The sequence below is a fragment of the Auraticoccus monumenti genome (assembly GCF_900101785.1).
In the GTDB taxonomy this organism is placed as follows: Bacteria; Actinomycetota; Actinomycetes; order Propionibacteriales; family Propionibacteriaceae; genus Auraticoccus; species Auraticoccus monumenti.
This window is the reverse complement of the sequence record NZ_LT629688.1, coordinates 1,793,940-1,815,358: the sequence shown is the minus strand read 5'-3', so window position 1 is coordinate 1,815,358 and position 21,419 is coordinate 1,793,940. Positions and strand designations below refer to the sequence as shown.

Annotated in this window: 19 protein-coding genes; 16 read left to right on the top strand and 3 right to left on the bottom strand. The window is 75.0% G+C overall.

What is annotated here, in order from left to right; translation table 11 throughout:
• Positions 1-160: 160 nt before the first annotated feature.
• The 3 genes from BLT52_RS08395 to BLT52_RS08385 are packed head-to-tail and all read left to right on the top strand — an operon-like array spanning position 161 to position 2,420.
• Positions 161-1,852 (top strand): sodium:solute symporter family protein, encoded by a 1,692-nt coding sequence (locus BLT52_RS08395; RefSeq protein WP_090592343.1) that lies wholly within the window; start codon positions 161-163, stop codon positions 1,850-1,852.
• Positions 1,853-1,879: 27 nt separating this feature from the next.
• Positions 1,880-2,185, top strand: a complete 306-nt coding sequence (locus BLT52_RS08390) for a hypothetical protein (protein WP_090592341.1) — start codon at positions 1,880-1,882, stop codon at positions 2,183-2,185.
• A gap of 52 nt (positions 2,186-2,237) precedes the next feature.
• A complete protein-coding gene (locus BLT52_RS08385) occupies positions 2,238-2,420 on the top strand; it encodes a hypothetical protein (protein WP_090592339.1) in 183 nt (60 codons plus the stop codon).
• Positions 2,421-2,490: 70 nt separating this feature from the next.
• Here BLT52_RS08385 and BLT52_RS08380 read toward each other — a convergent pair whose 3' ends face one another.
• Positions 2,491-4,173 carry an ABC-F family ATP-binding cassette domain-containing protein gene (locus BLT52_RS08380; protein ID WP_090592337.1) on the bottom strand — a complete coding sequence of 561 codons (1,683 nt, stop codon included), beginning with the start codon at positions 4,171-4,173 and terminating at the stop codon, positions 2,491-2,493.
• Positions 4,174-4,336: 163 nt separating this feature from the next.
• On the opposite strand from BLT52_RS08380, the gene BLT52_RS08375 reads away from it, so the two are divergent.
• The 13 genes from BLT52_RS08375 to BLT52_RS08315 all read left to right on the top strand — a co-directional run bounded on the left by BLT52_RS08375 (position 4,337) and on the right by BLT52_RS08315 (position 19,345).
• Entirely contained in the window at positions 4,337-6,370 is a 2,034-nt protein-coding gene (locus tag BLT52_RS08375) for a cytochrome c oxidase assembly protein (RefSeq protein WP_090592335.1), read from the top strand.
• Entirely contained in the window at positions 6,367-8,664 is a 2,298-nt protein-coding gene (locus BLT52_RS08370; protein WP_269457591.1) for a heavy metal translocating P-type ATPase, read from the top strand. Before BLT52_RS08375 ends, BLT52_RS08370 begins: the two co-directional genes overlap by 4 nt.
• Before the next feature lie 11 nt (positions 8,665-8,675).
• Positions 8,676-9,413, top strand: coding sequence for a DUF805 domain-containing protein (locus tag BLT52_RS08365; protein ID WP_090592333.1), 738 nt, complete (start codon positions 8,676-8,678; stop codon positions 9,411-9,413).
• An 84-nt stretch (positions 9,414-9,497) separates the two neighbouring features.
• The gene (locus BLT52_RS08360; protein WP_090592330.1) at positions 9,498-9,908 is read left to right on the top strand and encodes a hypothetical protein; all 411 of its coding nucleotides are present in this window, start codon (positions 9,498-9,500) and stop codon (positions 9,906-9,908) included.
• Complete coding sequence (gene trmB / locus BLT52_RS08355; protein ID WP_090592329.1) at positions 9,905-10,639, top strand: tRNA (guanosine(46)-N7)-methyltransferase TrmB; 735 nt, start codon at positions 9,905-9,907, stop codon at positions 10,637-10,639. The genes BLT52_RS08360 and trmB overlap by 4 nt, the downstream gene beginning before the upstream one ends.
• Positions 10,636-11,511, top strand: coding sequence for a tRNA pseudouridine(38-40) synthase TruA (gene truA / locus BLT52_RS08350; protein WP_090592326.1), 876 nt, complete (start codon positions 10,636-10,638; stop codon positions 11,509-11,511). Before trmB ends, truA begins: the two co-directional genes overlap by 4 nt.
• Complete coding sequence (locus tag BLT52_RS08345) at positions 11,508-12,104, top strand: class I SAM-dependent methyltransferase (protein WP_090592325.1); 597 nt, start codon at positions 11,508-11,510, stop codon at positions 12,102-12,104. Before truA ends, BLT52_RS08345 begins: the two co-directional genes overlap by 4 nt.
• A gap of 237 nt (positions 12,105-12,341) precedes the next feature.
• The gene (locus BLT52_RS08340; protein WP_090592322.1) at positions 12,342-13,904 is read left to right on the top strand and encodes a prenyltransferase/squalene oxidase repeat-containing protein; all 1,563 of its coding nucleotides are present in this window, start codon (positions 12,342-12,344) and stop codon (positions 13,902-13,904) included.
• Positions 13,901-15,049 carry a hypothetical protein gene (locus BLT52_RS08335; RefSeq protein WP_197679255.1) on the top strand — a complete coding sequence of 383 codons (1,149 nt, stop codon included), beginning with the start codon at positions 13,901-13,903 and terminating at the stop codon, positions 15,047-15,049. The genes BLT52_RS08340 and BLT52_RS08335 overlap by 4 nt, the downstream gene beginning before the upstream one ends.
• Positions 15,046-16,245, top strand: a complete 1,200-nt coding sequence (locus BLT52_RS08330; protein WP_090592321.1) for an energy-coupling factor transporter transmembrane component T — start codon at positions 15,046-15,048, stop codon at positions 16,243-16,245. Before BLT52_RS08335 ends, BLT52_RS08330 begins: the two co-directional genes overlap by 4 nt.
• 16 nt (positions 16,246-16,261) lie before the next feature.
• Positions 16,262-17,866, top strand: a complete 1,605-nt coding sequence (locus BLT52_RS08325; protein ID WP_090592320.1) for an ABC transporter ATP-binding protein — start codon at positions 16,262-16,264, stop codon at positions 17,864-17,866.
• Positions 17,866-18,705 (top strand): ECF transporter S component, encoded by an 840-nt coding sequence (locus BLT52_RS08320; RefSeq protein WP_090592319.1) that lies wholly within the window; start codon positions 17,866-17,868, stop codon positions 18,703-18,705. The genes BLT52_RS08325 and BLT52_RS08320 overlap by 1 nt, the downstream gene beginning before the upstream one ends.
• Positions 18,706-18,796: 91 nt before the next feature.
• Positions 18,797-19,345 (top strand): GNAT family N-acetyltransferase, encoded by a 549-nt coding sequence (locus BLT52_RS08315; protein ID WP_090592316.1) that lies wholly within the window; start codon positions 18,797-18,799, stop codon positions 19,343-19,345.
• A 117-nt stretch (positions 19,346-19,462) separates the two neighbouring features.
• Here BLT52_RS08315 and BLT52_RS08310 read toward each other — a convergent pair whose 3' ends face one another.
• Positions 19,463-20,338 (bottom strand): transglutaminase-like domain-containing protein, encoded by an 876-nt coding sequence (locus BLT52_RS08310; protein WP_231946558.1) that lies wholly within the window; start codon positions 20,336-20,338, stop codon positions 19,463-19,465.
• A 162-nt stretch (positions 20,339-20,500) separates the two neighbouring features.
• Positions 20,501-21,322: a siderophore-interacting protein gene (locus BLT52_RS08305; RefSeq protein WP_090592314.1), complete on the bottom strand. Its 822-nt coding sequence runs from the start codon at positions 21,320-21,322 to the stop codon at positions 20,501-20,503.
• Positions 21,323-21,419 lie beyond the last annotated feature (97 nt).

Here is a 21,419-nt window from a genome sequence, read left to right as displayed (position 1 = left end):
CTCCTCACGGGGGCGGTCACCGCACTGCGGTGGCCGCCCCCGCGGCGTCTCCGCCGAAGGGTGGGCTGAAGCCGAGGTCGAGGGACGTTGACGGCGTCGCCACCGCTCCGGTAGACCGAGCGGGTTGCTGACGGCCGACGCGGCCGGGAAGTGAGGACCCATGGAGATCAGGCTGGACGCACAGCTGATCGACTACCTGTTGATCGCGCTGTACTTCGTCTTCGTGCTGGGGGTGGGGTGGTACGCCAAACGGGGCGTCTCCAACTCCATCGAGTTCTTCCTGTCCGGACGCTCGCTGCCTGCGTGGGTGACCGGGCTGGCGTTCATCTCGGCCAACCTCGGCGCGGTCGAGGTGATGGGCATGTCGGCCAACGGCGCCCAGTACGGCTACCCGACCTTCCACTACTTCTGGATCGGCGCCGTCCCGGCCATGCTGTTCCTCGGCGTGGTGATGATGCCCTTCTACTACGGCTCCAAGGTGCGCTCGGTGCCGGAGTTCATGCGGATGCGGTTCGGCACCGGGGCCCACCTGGTGAACTCGATCTCCTTCGCCGTGGCGCAGCTCCTGATCGCCGGTGTGAACCTCTACCTGCTGGGCACCATCGTGAACCGGCTGCTGGGCTGGCCGCTGTGGGTGGGCCTGGTGGTGGCCGCGGCCATCGTGCTGGCCTACATCACCCTCGGCGGGCTGAGCGCGGCGATCTACAACGAGGTCCTGCAGTTCTTCGTCATCGTGGCCGCCCTGCTCCCCCTCACCCTGATCGGCCTGCACAAGATCGGCGGCTGGCAGGGCATGCTCGACCGCGTCCGCGGTGACGGCGTCGGCGGGGCCGAGCAGCTCAACGCCTGGCCGGGCACCCAGCTCTCCGGCTTCGAGAGCCCCTTCTTCAGCGTGGTGGGCATCGTGCTGGGTCTGGGCTTCGTGCTCTCCTTCGGCTACTGGACCACCAACTTCGTCGAGGTCCAGCGGGCGATGGCCTCCAAGGACCTCACCTCGGCCCGGATGACCCCGATCATCGGCGCCTTCCCCAAGATGTTCATCCCCTTCATCGTGATCATCCCCGGCATGATCGCCGCGGTGCTGGTCGGCGAGCTGGCCGAGTACAAGCGGGTCTACGCGGCGCAGGGTGAGGCCGCGGCCAACGCCACCGGCGTCACCTACAACGACTCGCTGCTGCTGCTGATGCGCGACGTCCTGCCCAACGGTCTGCTCGGGGTGGCGATCGCCGGTCTGCTGGCGGCCTTCATGGCCGGCATGGCGGCCAACATCTCCGCCTTCAACACCGTGGTCAGCTACGACCTCTGGCAGCAGTACGTCCGCAAGGACAAGCCGGACGGCTACTACCTCAAGGTCGGTCGCTGGGCCACGGTCGCCGCCTCCTTCATCGCCATCTTCACCGCGCTGATCGCGGGCAACTTCTCCAACCTGATGGACTACCTGCAGACGCTGTTCGGGTTCTTCAACGCCCCGCTCTTCGCCACCTTCCTGCTGGGCATGTTCTGGAAGCGGGCGACCCCGACCGCCGGCTGGATGGGGCTGGTGGCCGGGACCCTGTCCGCGGTGTTCGTCTTCGTCCTCGCCGAGACCGGGGTGATCTCGCTGCCCGGCCAGGGCGCGGCCTTCGTCGCCGCCGCCACGGCCTTCGTGGTGGACATCGTGCTGATGGTGATCGTCTCGCTGATGACCAAGCCCAAGCCGGTGGCCGAGCTGAAGGGTCTGGTGTACTCCGAGACCCCCCGGGCCGACCTGGTCGACCCCGACGAGAAGGACCTGCCGGTGTGGAAGCGGCCGGTGCCGATGGCAGGGCTGGCGCTGGTGCTGATCATCATCCTGAACATCGCCTTCGCCTGAGCCGGCTGAGGACGAGAGGAGACTGACATGGACGACACGACCGCCCCGCAGGGAGCGCACGTCGAGAAGGTGGGCGGGTTCGACATCCGCAACTTCATCGGCCTGCTGATCGGCATCTACGGGCTGGTGCTCGTGGTGTGGGGCCTGTTCTTCTTCACCGCGCCCGAGGCCGAGAAGACCGGTGGGGTGAACGCCAACCTGTGGGCCGGTCTGGGCATGCTGGCCTTCGCCGCGGTGTTCATCGCGTGGTCGCGGCTGCGACCGCTGAAGATCGTGGTGGCCGACAACGAGCCGGGTGCGGAGCAGGGGCGCGACATCGCCCCCGCCGAGTGAGCCGACCGGCAACGGGTAGTGACCGGGTACGACCCCGACGAGAGGACATCCTGTGTGGGCCTTCATCAGCGCGAGACTGCGCGTCTGGCTCTTCTTCGCCGTCGTCGTGCCGGTGCTGACCTCGGTCGTCGCCCTGGTGCGCCGGCTGCTGGAGAAGCGCTCCGGTCGCACCAAGGTCGTCCGCGGCCTGCAGCGGCTGGAGGACCTCGGCCGACGGCAGAAGCAGCGTCACTGACGCCTCCTCCCGACCACGCCACCGCACCCCGGGTCCACCTGGACCCGGGGTGCGGTGCTGCCCGGGGCCGTCAGCGGGCGCGGACCACGCGGCTCTCGTCCCAGACCGGCTCGTCGGACTCGTAGACCGAGCCGTCGGAGCCGAACACCAGGAACCGGTCCAGCCCGCGGGCGAACCAGCGGTCGTGGGTGACCGCCAGCACGGTGCCCTCGAACCGGCCGAGCGCGCTCTCCAGGGCCTCGGCGGACTCGATGTCGAGGTTGTCGGTGGGCTCGTCCAGCAGCAGCATGGTCGCTCCGGACAGCTCCAGCAGCAGGATCTGCAACCGGGCCTGCTGCCCACCGGACAGGGTCTCGAAGCGCTGCTCGGCCTGACGGGCCAGGCCGTAGCGGTCCAGCGCCCGGGCGGCGGGCTCCTGGGGCAGCCCCTCGCGGTGCTCGTCGCCGCGGTGCAGGACGTCCAGCAGGGTCCGCCCGACCAGCTCGGGGTGGTGGTGGGTCTGGGCGAACCACCCCGGTCGCACCCGCGCCCCCAACCTGGCCGCGCCGGTGTGGGCCACCGGGTCGATCTCCAGGTCCCCCACCGGGCGGTGCTCGGCGTCGGGCAGCGTCCCCCCACGGGCCAGCAGCCGCAGGAAGTGCGACTTGCCCGAGCCGTTGGAGCCCAGCACGCCGACCCGGTCACCGAACCAGACCTCGGCGTCGAACGGCTTCATCAGCCCGGTCAGGCCGAGGTCGGTGCACACCACGGCGCGCTTGCCGGTGCGTCCGCCCTGCAGCCGCATCGACACCTTCTGCTCCAGCGGCACCGCCTGCGGAGGACCCTCCTCCTCGAAGCGGGCCAGCCGGGTCCGGGCCGCCTGCAGCCGGCTGGCCATGTCGGAGTTGTTGGCCGCCTTGATCTTGTACATCAGCACCAGGGCCCTGAGCTTCTCGTGCTCCTCGTCCCAGCGGCGCCGCAGCTCCTCGAAGCGGGCGAAGCGCTCCCGACGGGCCGCGGCGAAGGAGGCGAACCCCCCGCCGTGCACCCACAGCGTGTTGCCCGCGGCCCCGAGCTCCAGCGCGGCGATCGCGGTGGCGCTCTCGGCCAGCAGCTCGCGGTCGTGGCTGACCATCAGCACGGTCTTGCGGGTGGCCCTGAGCTGCGCCTCCAGCCACCGCTTGCCCGGGACGTCGAGGTAGTTGTCCGGCTCGTCCAGCACCAGCACCTCGTCCGGGCCGCGGAGCAGGTACTCCAGGGCCAGCCGCTTCTGCTCACCGCCGGACAGGGTGCTCACCGCGCGCCAGCGGGCCCGCTCGAACCCGACCCCGAGGGCGGTGGTGCAGCAGCTGTCGAAGACGACCTCCTGCTCGTAGCCCCCGGCGTCGGCGTACTCGGCCAGCGCGGTCGCGTAGCGCATCTGCAGGCTCTCGGAGTCGTCCTCCATCAGCGCCAGCTCGCAGGCGTCGACCTGCGCGGCCGCCGTCCGCACCCGCTCCGGGGCCAGCGAGAGCAGCAGCCCACGGACGTCGGTCTCGTCGCGGATGGAGCCGATGAACTGGCGCATCACCCCCAGCCCGCCGGTGCGGATGACGGTCCCCTCGGTCGGCTCGAGGTCGCCGGCCACGACCCGCACCAGGGTGGTCTTGCCGGCCCCGTTGGCCCCGACCAGCGCCACCACCGCCCCCTCCCCCACCCGGAACGAGACGTCGCTCAGCAGCACCCGCCCGTCGGGCAGGTGGTGGCTGACGTGGGAGAGGTCGACGTGGCCCATGCCCAGGATGCTAGGAGGTGGGCCCCCGCGCGACGAACGGTTTGGCCCCTGCCGGGGCCTCCTCCGGCCGACCGGGGGCGCTGGGAGCGGGAGGTACGATGCTGTGTCGCACCCCGGCCCGGTGGACCGAGGCGCTCCCCCCGCTCACCCACGGAAGAGATGGATGTCCCCCTCGGCTCGCGCGCGGATCCCCTGGCTGGTCGCCCTGCTGGTCACGGCGGTCGCCGTCCAGGCGGCCATCGGCTGGCAGTACGGTCAGCCGCCGCTGCTCGGGCACGAGGGTTCTGACCCCTTCACCTCCTCCTGGGCGGCCGGTCTGAGGCTGCTGGCGGCCTTCGCCGGCCTGGGCACCGCGGCAGCGCTCGCCTCGGTGGTGGTCACCGCCCGCCGCGGCACCGAGCGGCGCGGGCTGCTCGGTGAGCCGGCGCTGGACCGGCTGGCGGTCGCCCGGCACTGGGCCCTCGGCTGGACCGCCGCCGCGCTGGCGCTGGTGCCCTTCGACGCCGCCGACACCAACGGGATCGCCGTCGGCGTGGTGCTCCCGAGCCTGTCGGACTTCCTGCTCTCGGTGCAGACCACCCAGGCCTGGCTGCTCACCGCGGTGGTGGCCTTCCTGCTGTCCTGCGTGCTGCCCTTCGTGCGGACGTGGCGGACGGCCGCGGTGGCGCTGGTGGTCGTGGTGCTGGTGCACCTGCCCCCCGTGGTGACGGCCCAGGTCTCGGTCGGGGCCGACCACGACCTGGCCACCGACGCCGCCATCGTGATGACCCTGGCGGTGACGGCCTGGTCGGCCACCGCCCTGGCCCTCTCCGCCGGCTCCCGGCCGCCCACCGACGTGCTGCGGCGCTACTCCCGCATCGCGGGGCTGGCCCTGCTGGTCGCCCTGCCCGCCCGGGTGCTGGTGGGGTGGTTCGAGATGGCCGGCCGGCCGTGGGTGAGCCCGGGCTACGGCCTCTCGGTGCTGGTCGCGGTCGGTCTCCTGGTCGTGCTCGGGGTGCTCTGGCTGGTGCGCTGGACCCGGCTGCGACGGGACCCGTCGACCGCACCGGCCGGGCTGCGCCTGGACGCGCTGCTGCTGCTCCTGCTGGCCGGGGTGTCGGTGGTGCAGTCCCAGCTGGTGCCGCCCCGCTTCCGCGAGCCGCAGAGCTCCCAGGTCAACTTCCTCGGCTACGAGGTGCCGGACCCGCCGAGCATGCTGGCCCTGGTGCTGCCCGGGCGCCCGAACCTGCTGCTGGTGCTGCTCGCCGCGGTGATGGTGGCGCTGTACCTGGCCGGGGTGCGCCGGCTGCGGCGGCGTGGCGACCGCTGGCCCGGTGGGCGGACGGCGGCCTGGGTGATCGGCTGGGCGGTCATCGCCTTCGTCTCCCTGACCCAGGTCTGGCAGTACGCCAGCACCACCTTCAGCTGGCACATGGTCGTGCACATGGTGTTCAACATGGCCACGCCCGCCCTGCTGGTGCTGGCCGGCCCGCTGACCCTGCTGCTGCGGGCCCGCGCCGGTGCCCGCGCCGGGCAGCTGCTCTCAGTCCGCGACCTGGTGAACGCCGGGCTGGGCTCGCGGGCCCTGCACGTGCTGGGGCACCCGCTGGTGATCTGGGTCCTGTTCGTCAGCTCCTTCTACCTGCTCTACCTCACCGGGCTGTTCGAGGTGGCGATGAGGTACCACTGGTCGCACCAGCTGATGAACGTCCACTTCATCCTCGTCGGCACGCTGTACTACCAGGTGGTGATCGGGATCGACGCCCCCGGCCGACCGATCCCGCACGTGGCCAAGCTGGGCTACATCCTGGCGGCGATGCCGTTCCACGCCTTCTTCGCCGTGGCGGTGCTCAACAGCGCGGTGATCGGGGCGGGCTACTACTCCGGGCTGGACCTGGCCTGGGGGCCGAACCTGGCCGCGGACCAGCAGGTGGGCGGCCAGCTGGCCTGGGGCATGGGCGAGCTGCCGCTGCTGGGGGTCACCATCGCGCTGCTCGCGCAGTGGTTCTCCTCCGACCAGCGGGCCGCCCGCCGCTTCGACCGCGCCACCAACGCCGGGCACGACACCTCCCTGGACGCCTACAACGAGATGCTGGCCGAGCTGGCCCGGCGCGACCGCGGTGAGGCCCGACCCGCACCGACCGCCGCCCCGCGCCAGCCCCCCGCCGCCACCGCCGACGACGACGCCGAGCGACCCACCCCGAGCGGGCAGCGGTGAGCACCCCGACCACGGCCCGCCCGGAGGCGCTGCCCACCACCCGGACCCGCGAGTACGACCTCGAGGGGATGACCTGCTCGGCCTGCGCCAACCGGATCGAGCGCAAGCTGAACAAGCTCGAGGGCGTCAGCGCGGTCGTGAACTACGCCACCGAGCGGGCGGTGCTCAGCGGTCCGGAGGACGGTCTGGACGACCGGGTGGTGAAGGCCGTCCGCGCCGCCGGCTACGACGCCCGGGTGGTGGACCGCGACGCCGACCCCGACGACACCTCCCACCCCGACCGCACCCGCAGCCTGCGCTGGCGGATCGCGCTGGGCGCGCTGACCACCGTCCCGCTGGGCAGCCTCACCATCATCCTGGCGCTGGTGCCCGAGCTGCGCTTCCCGGGCTGGGAGTGGCTGGCGGTGGCGCTGGCCACCCCGACCGTCACCTGGGGGGCCTGGCCCTTCCACCGCGCCACCCTGCGCAACCTGCGCCACGGGGCGACCAGCATGGACACCCTGGTCTCGCTGGGCATCACCGCGGCCTACCTGTGGTCGGTCGTCTCGATCGTCATCGGGCCGGCGTCCGGGCCGGGCTACTGGCTGGGCTACGGCGTCACCCCCGAGGGGGCGGACGCCATCTACCTCGAGGTGGCCACCGCGGTGACCACCTTCCTGCTCACCGGACGCTACGTCGAGGCGCGCTCGCGGCGGGCCGCCTCGGACGTCCTCGGGGCGCTCAACGCCCTGGCCGCCACCACCGTGCGGGTGGTGCGCGACGGCGTCGAGGAGGTCCGCCCGGTCGGCGAGCTGCGGCGCGGGGACGAGTTCTCGGTGCGCCCCGGCGAGACCGTGGCCGCCGACGGCACCGTCGTCGACGGGACGTCCAGCGTGGACACCTCGATGATGACCGGTGAGCCGACCCCCACCGACGTGGTCGCCGGCTCCTCCGTGCTGGGCGGCACCATCAACCGGTCCGGACGCCTGCTGGTGCGGGCCGAGCGGGTCGGCGCCGGCACCCAGCTGGCGCAGATGGCGACCATGGCCGAGCAGGCCCAGGCCCGCAAGGCCCGGGTGCAGCAGCTGGTGGACCGGGTGGTGACGGTCTTCGTGCCCGTCGCCCTGGGGATCGCCGCGATCACCCTGGTGGGCTGGTTGCTGACCGGCGGCACCGCCCGGGAGGCCTTCAACGCCGCGGTGTCGGTGCTGATCATCGCCTGCCCCTGCGCGATGGGGCTGGCCACGCCGACGGCGCTGATGGTGGGCGTCGGCCGGGCCGGGCAGCTGGGGATCGTGATCAAGGGCCCGTCCGCGCTGGAGTCGTCGGGGGTGATCGACACCGTCGTGCTGGACAAGACCGGCACCCTGACCACCGGGGCGATGAGCCTGGTGGGCGTGCACCCCGTCGGCGGTGCGGACCGCGACGAGGTGCTGCGGCTGGCCGGCGCGGTCGAGCAGCACTCCGAGCACCCGATCGGCCGCGCCGTCGTGGCGGCGGCGCTCGAGGCGCTCGGACGCGACACCGGGCCGACTCCCGGCGGTGCCGTCGCGCTGCCGGCCGCCGAGGGCTTCACCGCGCTCAGCGGGCTGGGTGCGGAGGCGGTGGTCGAGGGCCGCCGGGCGCTGGTCGGCAACCGGGCGCTGCTGGCGGAGCGGGGCGTCACCGTCGACCCGGCCACCGCCTCCCGGCTGGACCAGGCCGAGGCCGCGGGCCGGACGGCCGTGCTGCTGGCCGTGGACGGAGCGGCCGCCGGCGTGCTGGAGCTCGCCGACACCGTCAAGCCCTCCGCCCCCGAGGCCGTGGCCCGGCTGCGCGCGCTGGGGCTGCGCACCGTGCTGCTCACCGGTGACTCGCGCCGGGTCGCGGAGCAGGTGGGTCGTGAGCTCGGGACCGACGAGGTGGTGGCCGAGGTGCTGCCGGCCGACAAGGCCGCCCACGTGGAGCGCCTGCAGGCGCAGGGGCGCCGGGTGGCCATGGTGGGCGACGGGATCAACGACGCCGCCGCGCTGGCCACCGCCGACCTGGGGATGGCCGTGGTCAGCGGGACCGACCTGGCGATGAAGTCGGCGGACATGATCCTGGTGCGCTCCCACCTGGGGGTGGTGGCCGATGCCGTCTCCCTGTCCCGGCGGACCCTGGCCACCATCCGGGGCAACCTGGTCTGGGCCTTCGCCTACAACGTGGCCGCCATCCCGCTGGCCGCCTTCGGCCTGCTCAACCCGCTGGTCGCCGGGTTGGCGATGAGCCTGTCCTCGCTGTTCGTGGTGGGGAACAGCCTGCGGCTGCGCGGCTACGACCCGAGCAGCAGGTAGCCTCCGCCTCCGTGACCGGTACGCCGCAGGACCCGCCTCCCTCCGACCCGCCGCGCTACGAGCCCTACCAGCCGCCCGCCGGGTCGGGTCCGTACGACCCCCGGGCCCGCCCGGGGTGGTCGCCCTCCCCCGACGGCCCGTCGTCCTCGGCGACCCCCGACCCGTACGGCCCGTCGTCCGGACCGTCCGCGTACGGCGCCGGACCCGGGCAGCCGGCGTACGGCTCGAACCCCTACGAGCAGCCCGGCGCAGGCTACGGCGCGAACCCCTACGAGCAGGCCGGCGCGGCCTACGGCTACGGGACGCAGCCCCAGCAAGGACCGGGCTTCACCGGGAACCCGCGGATGCAGCCGCTCTACGGGGCCGGCTTCGGCCAGGCGGTCGGCCGGTTCTTCAGCAAGTACGCCGTCTTCCGCGGACGCGCCAGCCGCAGCGAGTACCTGTGGGTCGTCCTCTTCACCACCCTGGTGGTGGGTGCGCTGTACGCCGTGGCCATCCCGCTGTTCAGCGCCAGCGAGGCGGGGACCTCCTCCACCGACGTGCTCACGGCGCTGTGGGGGCTGCTGTTCCTGGTCGTGGTGCTCGCCATGATCGTCCCCTCGATCGCCGTGGCCGTGCGCCGCCTGCACGACGCCGGCTACTCCGGGGGGATGTACTGCCTCACCTTCATCCCCTACCTCGGTCCGCTGATCGTGTTCATCCTCTGCTGCCAGCCGACCTCGCCGAACGCCTCCCGCTTCGACGCCTGAACCGCCGGGTGACGCCGTCCCCGGGCTCCCCGCACCGGCCGGCGTCCGCCACCCCGGGCCGCCCGCGCGCGTACCCTGTGCTCCGTGCCCGCCTCGAGACCCCCGCGTGACGACCGCGACCTGAAGGCCGCCCTCGGCCGGGAGGCCAGGCTCTACGGCCTCGGTCTGGTCTGCGCCACGCCCGCCGCCCTGGCGGTGTGGCGCACCGGCTCGATCTGGGTGGGGGTGATGGTCTTCCTCGCCGTGCTGGGGGTCGCCGGGAGCGCCCTGCTCGTGCACGAGCGCAAGCGGGCCGCGCGTCCCCGCGCCGAGGACCAGCGGACGGCCCTCGGGAGCCAGGTCGCGCGTGAGCGCGCGCGCTTGGACGGGGCGGAGCAGACCGTGGCCGACGAGGCGCGACGGGTGGCCGAGCAGGAGCGACGCGAGCAGCACGCGGCGCGGCAACGCAGCGGGGGGTCCCGCCGACGTGGCCGCAGCGGAGGGCGGCGCCGGTGAGCACCGCCGAGCGCCAGCCCGTGGCCGAGCACCGACGCGGGATCAAGTCCTACGTCCGGCGCACCACCCGGATGAACGAGACCCAGCAGCACGCCTGGGACCGCTTCGCCGGGCGCTGGGTGGTCGACGTGCCCGAGGGCCCGCGGGAGACGACGATCGCCGAGGGCACCCCGCCACTGGACCTGCCCGCGGTCTTCGGACGCCGGGCGCCCCTGGCGGTGGAGATCGGGTCCGGCACCGGTGAGTCCCTGGTGGCCATGGCCCGGGCCCGTCCCGAGCTCGACGTGCTGGCCTTCGAGGTCTACCAGCCGGCGGTCGCCAGCACCCTCAGCCGGATCAACCGCGAGGGCGTGGAGAACGTCCGGCTGGCCATGGTCGACGCCGTCCAGGGGCTCACCGTGCTGCTGGGCGAGGCGTCGCTGGCCGAGCTGTGGGTGTTCTTCCCCGACCCCTGGCACAAGCTCAAGCACCGCAAGCGCCGGCTGGTCACCCCCGCCTTCGCCGACCTCGTCGCCTCGCGGATGCCCCCCGGCGGGCTGTGGCACCTGGCCACGGACTGGCAGGACTACGCCAACCAGATGCTGCGGGTGCTGGAGGTTCACCCCTCCTTCGAGAACGTCCACGACGGCTGGGCGCCGCGGCTGCAGGACCGGCCGGTGACCAAGTTCGAGACCAAGGGCCTGGAGAAGGGCCGCACCATCCGCGACCTCACCTTCCGGCGGACCGGGTGAGCGCGGAGCGTCCCGCCACCCGGCTGCGCATCGACCTGGCCTACGACGGCACCGACTTCCTGGGCTGGGCGGTCCAGCCCGGGTACCGGACCGTCCAGGGGCTGCTGGAGGAGTGGACGCCCAAGGTGCTGCGGCTGGCCGCCCCGGTCGGCCTGGTCTGCGCCGGGCGCACCGACGCCGGGGTGCACGCCCGCGCCCAGGTGGCCCACCTCGACGTCCCGGCCGGCACCGACCCGGCGGTGCTGCTGCGCCGGCTGCGTCGGGTGCTGCCCCCCGACATCGCGGTCCTCGACGTCGCCGCGGCCCCACCGGGGTTCCACGCCCGCTTCTCCGCGCTGTGGCGCCGCTACGTGTACCGGATCAGCGACGGCGAGGGGATCGCGGACCCGCTGCAGCGCGCTCACGTGGCCACGGTGCGCCGGGTGGTGGACGTCGACCGCTTCAACGCCGCCGCGGCGTCGCTGCTGGGCCTGCACGACTTCGCCGCCTTCTGCCGCCGCAAGCCGCACGCCACCACCATCCGCACCCTGCAGGACATCGAGGCGCGACGGGTGCCGGCTGACCCGCTGGCCAGCAAGGTCGAGGTCACCGTCCGCGCCGACGCCTTCTGCCACTCGATGGTGCGCTCGCTGGTGGGCGCGCTGACCCAGGTGGCCACCGGCCAGCGCGACGAGACCTGGCTGGCCGAGGTGGCGGCCAGCAGCCGGCGCCACACCCAGGTGAACGTGATGGTCGCCCGCGGGCTGACGCTGGAGGAGGTCCGCTACCCGCCGGACCACGAGCTGGCCGCCCGCGCGGCCGAGGCCAGGACGGTGCGCGGACCGGTCGAGCGGCCGTGGACCCCAGACGACGAGGACGAGGACGACGAGTGAGCCACTACTTCACCACCCCCGAGGGCCCCGAGCAGCGCCGCCCGCTCCAGGTCACCCTGTGGGGCCACGAGCTCGGTCTGCAGACCGCCGGCGGGGTGTTCTCCGCGAACAGCCTGGACCTGGCCACCCAGGTGCTGCTCCGCAGCCACCGCCCGGCGCCGACGTCCCGGCGGCTGCTGGACCTGGGCTGCGGCTGGGGCCCGATCGCGCTGGCCCTGGCCCTGGAGCTCCCCGACGCGGTCGTCGACGCCGTCGACGTCAACGAGCGCGCCGTGGCCCTCACCCGGGACAACGCCCGGGCGGCCGGCGTCGGGGGCCGGGTCCGGGCCCTGCTCCCCGACGCGGTCGGCCGCAAGGTGCGCTACGACGAGATCTGGTCCAACCCGCCGATCAGGGTCGGCAAGGAGGCCCTGCACGAGCTGCTCCTGACCTGGCTCCCCCGGCTCGCCGACGACGGGGTCGCCCGGCTCGTGGTGGGGCGCCACCTCGGCGCGGACACCTTGCAGCGATGGCTGGTCGAGCAGGGCCACCCCTGCCAGCGGACCGCCAGCGCCAAGGGGTTCCGCGTGCTGGAGGTCCGTCCCCGGGTCTGAGCCGCGACCCCTCCGGCGTCCCGGTGGTACCTTGCCCTCGACATCCAGGGTGTCTGCAGGGGAAGTCGGTGAGAGTCCGACGCTGGCCCGCAACCGTGTCGTCGACCTCGGTCGACCCAGTCGGATCGCCTGCGACGACCCCGGCTCACCACCACCCGCCGTGGCCCGCGGGACGAGCCCGGTGCGTGGTCGAGCGACCCGTGCCGGTGCCGTCACGGCCCCGGCAGACAGGACACCATGTCTCCCACCCTGAGGTCGCTGGCGGTCGGGTCCACCGCCGGCGCGCTGCTGCTGCTCAGCCCCCTGACCACCCCCGCCCACGCCGCACCAGCACCGGAGCGGGCCGTCGCGGCGACCAGCTGGCTGGCCGGCCAGACCGAGGACGGGTTGGTGCCCGGGTTCGCCCCCGGCTACCCCGACACCGGGCTCACCATCGACGCCCTGCTCGCCCTGGTCGCCGCCGGCGCCCCCGACGAGGACGTCCGCGCGCTGGCCACCGGCGTCGAGGGGGTGGCCGCGGACTTCATCGGGTACTCCTGGGAGGACGGCGGGCAGACCACCACGGTGGTGCTCGGCGGCTCGGTCGCCAAGGTGCTGCTGCTGACCCAGGTGCTGGCCACCGACCCCACCGACTACGCCGGCGAGGACGTCCTCGCGCTGACCCGGGAGTCCCTCGGTGACGACGGGCTGGTGCGCGACACCACGGACGGGGTCGGCGACCGGGTGGGCAACGTCTTCGCCCAGAGCCTCGCCGTGACCGGCCTGGCCCGCGCCGACGAGCTCCCCGTCGAGGGGGTCGAGGGTCTGCTGGAGCAGCAGTGCGCGGACGGCTGGTTCCGGCTGTACCCGAGCGAGGGGCTCAGCTGCGAGGAGAGCGGGGACTCCGCCCCCGACCCGGACGCCACGGCGATGGCCGTGATGGCGCTGCTGGCCGCCGACGCCGCGGAGGTCGGGGAGGTCGACGGGGCCGTGGACGACGCCGTGGCGTGGTTGCTCGACCAGCAGCGCGCTGACGGGTCCTTCGGCGGCGGCGTGGGGACCGAGGCCCCCAACGCCAACTCCACCGGTCTGGTCGCCGCGGCGCTGCACTCCGCCGGCGAGACCGGGGCCGCCGGCCTGGCCGGGGACTGGGTCGCCGACCTGCAGCTCGACGACCAGGACGCCGTCGACCCCGCCGACGTCGGGGCCGTCGCCTACGACCCGGGCGCCTTCGACGCCGCCCGGGTGGACGGCATCGGCACGGCGGGCGACCAGTGGCGCCGGGCCACCGCCCAGGCGGTGCTGGCGCTGGCCCCCGTCGGCCTGCACACCCTGGCCTGGACGCCGTCGGCCGAGCCGACCCCCGACGCCACCGACCCGGGCACGACCGCGCCGACGCCCGGCCCGAGCACGACCCCGGACCCCGGGTCCTCGCCGACCCCGGACCCCGGGTCCTCGCCGACCCCGGACCCCGGGTCCTCGCCGACCCCGGGCCCGGCACCCTCGACGACCCCGGACCCGGTGCCCGGCCCGGACGTCTCCCCGGCACCGAGCACCCCGGCCGCGCCGTCGGCCACCGAGACCCCGAGAGCCGGCAGCGGGCCGGGTCAGGGCGGCCCCGCACCGACCCCGACCACCCGGCCCACCACGTCGCCCGCGCCCGCGACCGCCACGCCGGAGCCCGCACCGGCCGTCGGTGACGGCGGCGCCGCCCCGGCGCTGGCTGACTCAGGGGGCCCGTCGGTGCTGCTGCTGGCGGTGGGCTCGCTGGCCGCCGTGGGCGGCGGTGGGCTGCTGCTGCGACGACGGGGACGGCGGTGAGGACCCGACGGGAGGCGCGTCCGCGCCGGGAGCCCGCCCTGCTGGGCCGGGCCACGGCGGTGCTGGCGACCGCCCTGGTGGTCGCCGTCGGCGGGCTCGCCACCCCCGCGGCCGACGCCGCCGGGTCCACCGGGGTGTGCACCGAGGAGAGCGGGGTCACCGTGGTGGTGGACCTGCGGGCCCTGGGCGGGGGCACGGTCGTGCGGTGCGCCGGGGACGTCGCCGGCGGCACCGGTCTGGACGCCCTGCAGGCGGCCGGCTTCGACACCGAGGGCGTGCGGCGCTGGGGCGACGCCTTCGTCTGCCGGCTGCACGGACGTCCCGGCGCGACCGAGGAGCTGGCGGTGCCGGGGCGGTCGGGGTACACCGAGCGCTGCATCGACACCCCGCCGGCCACCGCGTACTGGTCCTACTGGCACGCCACCGACGGCGGCTCCTGGACGTACTCCCAGCAGGGCCTCACCCAGCGTCGGGTCGTCGCGGGCGGGTTCGAGGGCTGGTCCTTCTCGTTGGGCAGCGGCGACGCCAGCGCCCCGGGCGTCACCCCCGTCCGCCCGGCCGCCCCCGAGCCCGAGCAGCCGCGTCGCGACGACCCGCCGCGGCCCGCGGACCAGCCGGACCCCGAGGCTCCGGGCCGCGAGGACGACAGCACGGCCCCCGAGGACGCAGGGTCCACGTCGGGGCCGGCGAGCGCGCCGCCCGACCGGCCCGGTGACGCCCCCCGCCCGGCCGACCGTGCCCCCGCGGAGGAGCGGCCAGGGAGCGAGCGCGCCGGGTCGGCCCCGCCCGACGTCCGCGCAGACGGCGGCCGCGAGGTCCCCGACGAGCCCGGCCGCCCCGAGGACACGCCCGTGGCGACGCCGTCGGCCGCACCCAGCGGCTCGCCGTCGCCCTCAGCCAGCCCGAGCGGTCCGGCGACCACTCCCTCGTCGACCCCCACCCCCGCAGCCCCGCCGACCCCCCGCACCGGGTCGGCCGGGGCGCCGGCCGGGGTCGGACCGTCCGCCGGCGCCGTCCCCGACGCCGTCCCGGTGAGCGGCGCGTCGGCGGCGCCCGGGGCCGGGGTGCTGCTGGCCGGGCTCGCGGGGGTCCTGGTGCTGGGGGCTGCGGCCGGGGCCGTCGTCCGGCGGCGCCGCGGCTCGTGAGCGCCGTGCTCCCGCCGCGGACGTCCTGGGCCCGGCACCGGCTGCCCCGCTCCCTGCACCCGGGGGCGTGGTGGGCCTGGGCGCTGGCCCTGGCGGCCACGGCCAGCCAGACCACCAACCCGCTGGTGCTGGTGCTGCTGGTCGCGGTGGTGACCAACGTGGTGGTGTCCCGACGCGGCGACGGTCCCTGGGCGCGGTCGTTCCGGCTGTACCTCGCCCTGGGTGCCTTCATCGTGGTGATGCGGGTGCTGTACCGGGTGGTCTTCGGCGGCGGGGACGGCGGGGCGGTGCTGCTGCGGCTGCCAGAGGTCCCGCTGCCGTCGTGGGTGGGTGGGATCCGGCTGCTGGGCGAGGTCACCGCCGACGCCGTGGTGTACGGGCTGCAGGACGGGCTGCGGCTGGCCGCGGTGGTGGTCTGCGTGGGAGCGGCCAACTCCCTGGCCAACCCGAAGCGGCTGCTGGCCGCCGTCCCCGGGGCGCTGTACGAGGTGGGCGCGGTGCTGGTGGTCTCGGTCACCGTCTTCGCCCAGCTGGCCGACTCGGTGCAACGGGTCCGCCGGGCCCGGCTGCTGCGCTCGGCCACCCCGGCCGGGCGCGGGGTGCGCCACCGTCACCGGGTGGTGCGTGCGATCGTCGTCCCCGTGCTGACCGACGCGCTGGACCGCTCCCTGCAGCTGGCGGCGTCGATGGACGCCCGGGGCTACGGGCGGCATGGCTCCACCACGCCGCGCCGTCGCGCGGTGACGGGCGCCCTCGTGCTGGGCGGGCTGCTGCTGCTCGCCTTCGGCAGCTACGCCGTCGTGACCGGCGCCCTGCCAGGCCTGCGCTGGCTGCCCGCCAGCGACGCGGCCTGGGCCGAGCTGGACGGCGGGGTGCTGGTGCTGGCGGCCGGCGTCCTGCTGGGCGCCCTCGGGTTCCGGCACGCCGGGCGCACGGTCCGGCGGACCCGCTACCGGCCCGACCGGTGGCGCGGCCCGGAGTGGCTGGTGCTGGTGTGCGGGCTCGGCTGCCTCGTCCTGGTCCAGCTGGTGGCCCGCGGGCCCGAGGCGGCCGTCCTGGTCCCCCCGGTGCAGCAGTGGCCGACCCTGGTGCCCGCGGTGGTGGTGGCGCTGGCCGTCGCGCTGCTGCCCTCCGTCCTGACGCCCCCGCCCGCGCTGACCGCCGCCCCCGCCGCGGCGGCCGGGGGGTTGTCGTGAGCACCGGGGCGTCGGCGTGCTGAGCATCGAGCACCTCAGCCTGCGCTACCCCGGTGCCGACTCCGACACCCTGGTCGACGTCTGCCTGGAGGTGGGCGAGGGCGAGCTGGCGCTGGTGGTCGGGCGCACCGGCAGCGGCAAGTCCACCCTGCTCGGCGTCGTGAACAACCTCGTGCCCCGCTTCACCGCGGGGCGGCGCACCGGCCGGGTCCGGCTCGACGGTGAGGACGTCTCGCTGGCCACCCCGCGGGAGCTGGCCGACCGGGTCGGCTGGGTGGGTCAGGACCCGCTGGCCGGGTTCGTGACCGACACCGTGGAGGAGGAGCTGGCCTACGGCATGGAGCAGCTGGGGGTGGCCCCGGCCCGGATGAGGGCGCGGGTGGAGGAGACCCTGGACCTGCTGGGCATCGCCGACCTGCGCTCCCGGGCCCTGCGCACGCTCTCCGGCGGGCAGCAGCAGCGGGTGGCGATCGGCAGCGTGCTCACCTTCCAGCCGCCGCTGCTGGTGCTGGACGAGCCCACCTCCGCCCTGGACCCGGTGGCCGCGGAGGAGGTCGTCGCCCTGCTGCGGCGCCTGGTGCACGACCTGGGCACCACGGTGCTGGTGGCCGAGCACCGGATGGAGCGGGTGGTCGAGTCCGCGGACCGGGTGGTGGCCGTGCTCCCCGGTGGCCGCGTCGAGCACGGCGACCCCGCGACCCTGCTGGCCCGCGCCGCCCTGGTCCCCCCGGTGGTCGACCTGGGTCGCCGGCTCGGCTGGTCGCCGCTGCCGCTGGACGTCCGCGACGCCCGTCGGCACGCCGCCCCCCTCCGCCGGCGGCTGCCCGGCCCGCCCGCCGAGCCGGCACCGGCCACGACGTCACCCGGCCGCGGGCTGGTCGCCCGCGGCGTGGTGGTCCGCTACGGCGGCCTGGTGGCCGTGGCCGGGGTCGACCTGGACGTCCCGCCCGGCCAGGTGTGCGCGCTGATGGGCCGCAACGGGTCGGGCAAGTCATCGCTGCTGTGGGCGCTGCACGGCGCCGGTCGGGCCGAGGCCGGTGAGGTCCGTCTCGACGGCGCCCGGGCGCGCGGGCGGGTGGCCCTGGTGCCGCAGACGCCCACCGACCTGCTGTACCTGGAGACCGTCGAGCAGGAGTGCGCGGAGGCCGACCAGCAGGCCGGCCAGGAGCCGGGCACCACCCTGGCCACGCTGGACGGGCTGGTCCCCGGGATCGACCCCGGCCAGCACCCCCGCGACCTCTCCGAGGGCCAGAAGCTGGCCCTGGTGCTGGCCCTGCAGCTGGCTGCGGAGACGTCGCTGGTGCTGCTGGACGAGCCCACCCGCGGGCTGGACTACGAGGCCAAGGCGGTGCTGGGCGCCCTGGTCGGCGACCTCGCCGCCCGCGGCCGGAGCGTGCTGGTGGCCACCCACGACGTCGAGTTCGTGGCCCGGACCTGCCGGCGGGTCGTGGTGCTGGCCGGCGGCGAGGTGGTCAGCGACGGCCCGACCCGCGACGTGCTGGCCGGCTCGGCGCTGCTCGCCACCCAGGTGGCCAAGGTGATGTCCCCGCTGCCGTACCTGACCGTCGACGAGGTGCTCGCCGACGTCCGGGCGCTGCCGACCACGGGTGGGGAGGCGTGATGGCCGGCTCCGCGGCGTCCCGGCTCGACCCGTCGCTGCCCGTCGTGGAGGTGGGGGCGGCCCCGGTCGGGGTCCGGCTGCACGGGTGGTCGGCGGTGGTGGTGGCCGTGGCCAGCGTGCTCGCGCTCTCGGTCTTCCTCTGGCCGTTGTGGCTGCCGGCGGACGCGGGCGGCCAGCGGGGGGACGCCCCCTGGCTGCTGGCCCTGCTGCTGCCGGCCCTGGTGCTGCTCACCCTGGCCCAGCTCGGCGAGCGGGGGCTGGACTCCCGCACGCTGGCCGTGCTCGGGGTGCTGTCGGCGCTGAACGCGGCGCTGCGGCCCACGCTCAGCGCGGGGACCGCCGGGGTGGAGTCGGTCTTCTTCACGCTGGTGCTGGCCGGTCGGGTGTTCGGGCCCGGGTTCGGGTTCCTGCTGGGCTGCACCTCGCTGTTCGCCTCGGCGCTGCTGACGGCCGGGGTCGGGCCCTGGCTGCCGTTCCAGATGGTGTGCGCGGCGTGGATCGGCATGGGTGCCGGCCTGCTCCCCCGTCGGCTGCGGGGACGTCGGGAGCTCGCGGTGCTGGTGGTCTACGGCATCGTCTCGGCGTACGCGTTCGGGCTGCTGATGAACCTCTGGTTCTGGCCGTTCGTGACCAGCACCGGCGGGGCGGCCACCCCCGGCGCCCTGGACTACCTGCCCGGGGCCCCGGTGCTGGAGAACCTGCGGCGCTTCGCCGTCTTCACCCTGATCACCTCCACCGGCGGCTGGGACACCGGCCGGGCCGTCACCAACACGGTGGCCCTCCTCGTCCTCGGCCCGCCCGTGCTGGCCGTGCTCCGCCGCGCCGCCCGCCTGCCCTGACCGACGCCCCAAGGCCGGCAGGGCTCGCCGGGCACCGTCGCGTCCGCTGCCTCCCGGGTGGCTCCGACGCCGGCACGGGCCTGGTCCTAGCATGACGGACGTGGTGGCGCGGGAGCTGTCGGACGGTGTCGGGCTGCGGGTGCTCCAGCAGGAGGACGCCCCGGAGCTGGCCGCGGCGTACGCGCGCAACCGGCAGCACCTGGCGCCCTGGGACCCGGTCCGCGAACCCGGCTGGTTCGAGGCGGCGACGCAGCAGCGCGTGGTGGCCGGCCAGCTCACCGCCCTGCGCGCCGGCGAGGCGCTGCCCCTGGTGCTGGTGCGTGGCGTCGAGGTGGTGGGACGGGTCAACGTCACCGGGATCGTCCGCGGGGCCTTCCAGAGCGCGGCGCTCGGCTACTGGCTCGACGCCCACCTGAACGGACGCGGCCTGATGACCGCCGCCGTGGCCGCCGTCTGCGAGATCGCCCGCGACGACCTGGCCCTGCACCGGCTCCAGGCCGGCACGCTGCTGCACAACGAGGCGTCGCAGCGGGTGCTCACCGCCTGCGGTTTCGAGCCGATCGGCATCGCCCCGGCCTACCTCCAGATCGCGGGCCGCTGGCAGGACCACCGGCTGTTCCAGCGGATCCTGCACGACTGAGGAGCCGACCCCGCCTGCAGAGACGGATCGTGACGGTCAGTCCCCCTGCGGCTCGGGTGTGGGCCCGGTACGGCGCGGTGCTGCCTGTCGCGACCCGTCACCGACCGTCAGAATCCGTCACCGTCGCGGACGGGCCAGCTCGACGGTGCGCGGCGGGTAGCCGTAGGGCGAGTAGCTCACCACCCGGTCGCCGGGGTGCAGACGGGCGTCCTCGTGGAACCGTGCGGCCAGCTCGTCCTCGGCACCGCCGTCGCCGGCGTCCGCGCGGACCAGCAACCGCGCCAGCTCGTCGGTCTCCTCCGGGTCGAGGGGCTCCTCGGTGGCGCCCCAGCCGTCCCACAGCAGCATCTCCTGCCCGAAGCGGTGCGCGATCTCGAAGACGACGTAGGTCTGCACGAAGTCGGGTCCGCTGAGGCCTGGCACGCCGTGCACCCCGTAGCGGTCCAGGTCGCGGTCGCCGGCTCGTCCGCCGAGCCACGCCTCCGCAGCGGTCTCGAACGGGGCGTCCCGTCCGGTCGGGAGGTCGTGCACGTCGAAGGGGTGACCGTCCCCCAGCTCAGGGTCCGCCCGCACCCAGCGGCCCTCGTGCCAGAGCTCGACCACCACGTGGTCCGCGGCCCAGCCGCGCTCGAAGTAGGAGGCGAAGCCGATGCGGTTCCGCGCCGGGACGCCTCGCTGGCGCAGCGCACCGACCACCATCAGCGAGTGGTCACGACAGCAGCCGGCCACCTTGTCCGCGGTGGCTCGCGGCTGGTCCAGGCCGACGGGATGGCGCTGCTGGTCCAGGTCGAGGACGACCTCCAGCCAGCGGCTGTCGATCTCGGGGCGTCGTTCCTCCGGGAGGTCGGGCAGCTCGGCCCGGTAGTGCGCGATCACGTTGCGTGCCGCGGCGCACAGGCTGGCCAGGTCGTCGGGCACCTCGGCCAGACGGGCTGAGTACCGACCCGGGTCGGAGCAGGGGCTCTGGCGGGCGAAGACGTCGATGTCGACCACCTGCGGATCCTCTCACCCCCGGTCGCGACCCGGTAGCGGTCGCCGGCGCCTGATGACCCTGCTCTGCGCGGCGTTCGGACGGGGAGGGATGCCCCGCGCCGTCGTCGGATCCCCTCCCGGGCAGCCGCGGTGGGGCCGGTGGGACGGCTCCAGCACGAGGCGCTAGTACTGGGCCCGGCCGTGGCGCCAGTAGCCGACGAAGGTGACCCGCTCCTTGGGCAGCCCGCACTCCTGCACCAGGTGCCGACGGGCACCCGTGGCCAGCGCCGACTCGCCCGCCACCCAGGCGTAGGTGTCGGGGGCGGGGCGGGGCAGCTCACGCACGCGCTCCAGCGCCTGCGCGCCCGGCACGGCCTGCGGGTCGCTGCGCACCACCCAGCGCACCTCGACCTCCGGGGGGCCCTCCAGCTCCCGGACGTCCTCCGGGTGACCCACCTCCACCAGGGCCAGCCCACGGGCGGCGGCAGGCAGGGAGCGCAGGATGCCGGCGACCGCGGGCAGGGCCGTGTCGTCACCCACCAGCAGGTACGCCCCGGTGTCCTCGGGGGCGAGGAAGGTGGTGCCCTCGTCGATCAGGGCGGCGCGGTCCCCGGCGACGCAGGCCGCGGCCCAGCCGGCCGCAGGGCCCACCTCGCCGTCCGCGCCGGGCTCGTGCAGCACGAACTCGAGGTCGAGCTCGGAGGTCGAGCCGTCGTGACGGACCGCGGCCACCGTGTAGTTCCGCAGCACCGGCCGGTGCGCGGCGGGGATGGCGCGGTACCGGGCGTAGGAGACCAGGCCCATCGAGGCGGGCAGCCGGTCCAGCGAGCCCTCACCACGCGGCAGGAAGAACCGCACCCAGTGGTCGTGGCCCAGCGGCCGCACCAGCGAGAGCTGCGGACCCTGCAGGGTCACCCGCACGAATCCCGGTGAGACCAGCTCCCGGCGGGCCACCTCGGCCTGCACGAGACCCTGGTGGGGCGGCTTGGCCCGGCGCGTCGACATCGCTCCTCCTCCTGTGGGTTAGGACAACCTAACCACAGCCGGTGGACGCTGCCCACCCCACGACCTGCGCGCTGGGGCTCTCGGTAGAGTCGAGAGC

Excerpts from the sequence above, each read along its gene's own strand:
- BLT52_RS08395 (WP_090592343.1), top strand. The coding sequence starts at position 161 with ATGGAGATCAGGCTGGACGCACAGCTGATCGACTACCTGTTGATCGCG.
- BLT52_RS08390 (WP_090592341.1), top strand. The coding sequence starts at position 1,880 with ATGGACGACACGACCGCCCCGCAGGGAGCGCACGTCGAGAAGGTGGGC.
- BLT52_RS08380 (WP_090592337.1), bottom strand. The coding sequence starts at position 4,173 with ATGGGCCACGTCGACCTCTCCCACGTCAGCCACCACCTGCCCGACGGG.
- BLT52_RS08375 (WP_090592335.1), top strand. The coding sequence starts at position 4,337 with ATGTCCCCCTCGGCTCGCGCGCGGATCCCCTGGCTGGTCGCCCTGCTG.
- BLT52_RS08340 (WP_090592322.1), top strand. The coding sequence starts at position 12,342 with ATGTCTCCCACCCTGAGGTCGCTGGCGGTCGGGTCCACCGCCGGCGCG.
- BLT52_RS08320 (WP_090592319.1), top strand. The coding sequence starts at position 17,866 with ATGGCCGGCTCCGCGGCGTCCCGGCTCGACCCGTCGCTGCCCGTCGTG.
- BLT52_RS08315 (WP_090592316.1), top strand. The coding sequence starts at position 18,797 with ATGACGGACGTGGTGGCGCGGGAGCTGTCGGACGGTGTCGGGCTGCGG.
- BLT52_RS08305 (WP_090592314.1), bottom strand. The coding sequence starts at position 21,322 with ATGTCGACGCGCCGGGCCAAGCCGCCCCACCAGGGTCTCGTGCAGGCC.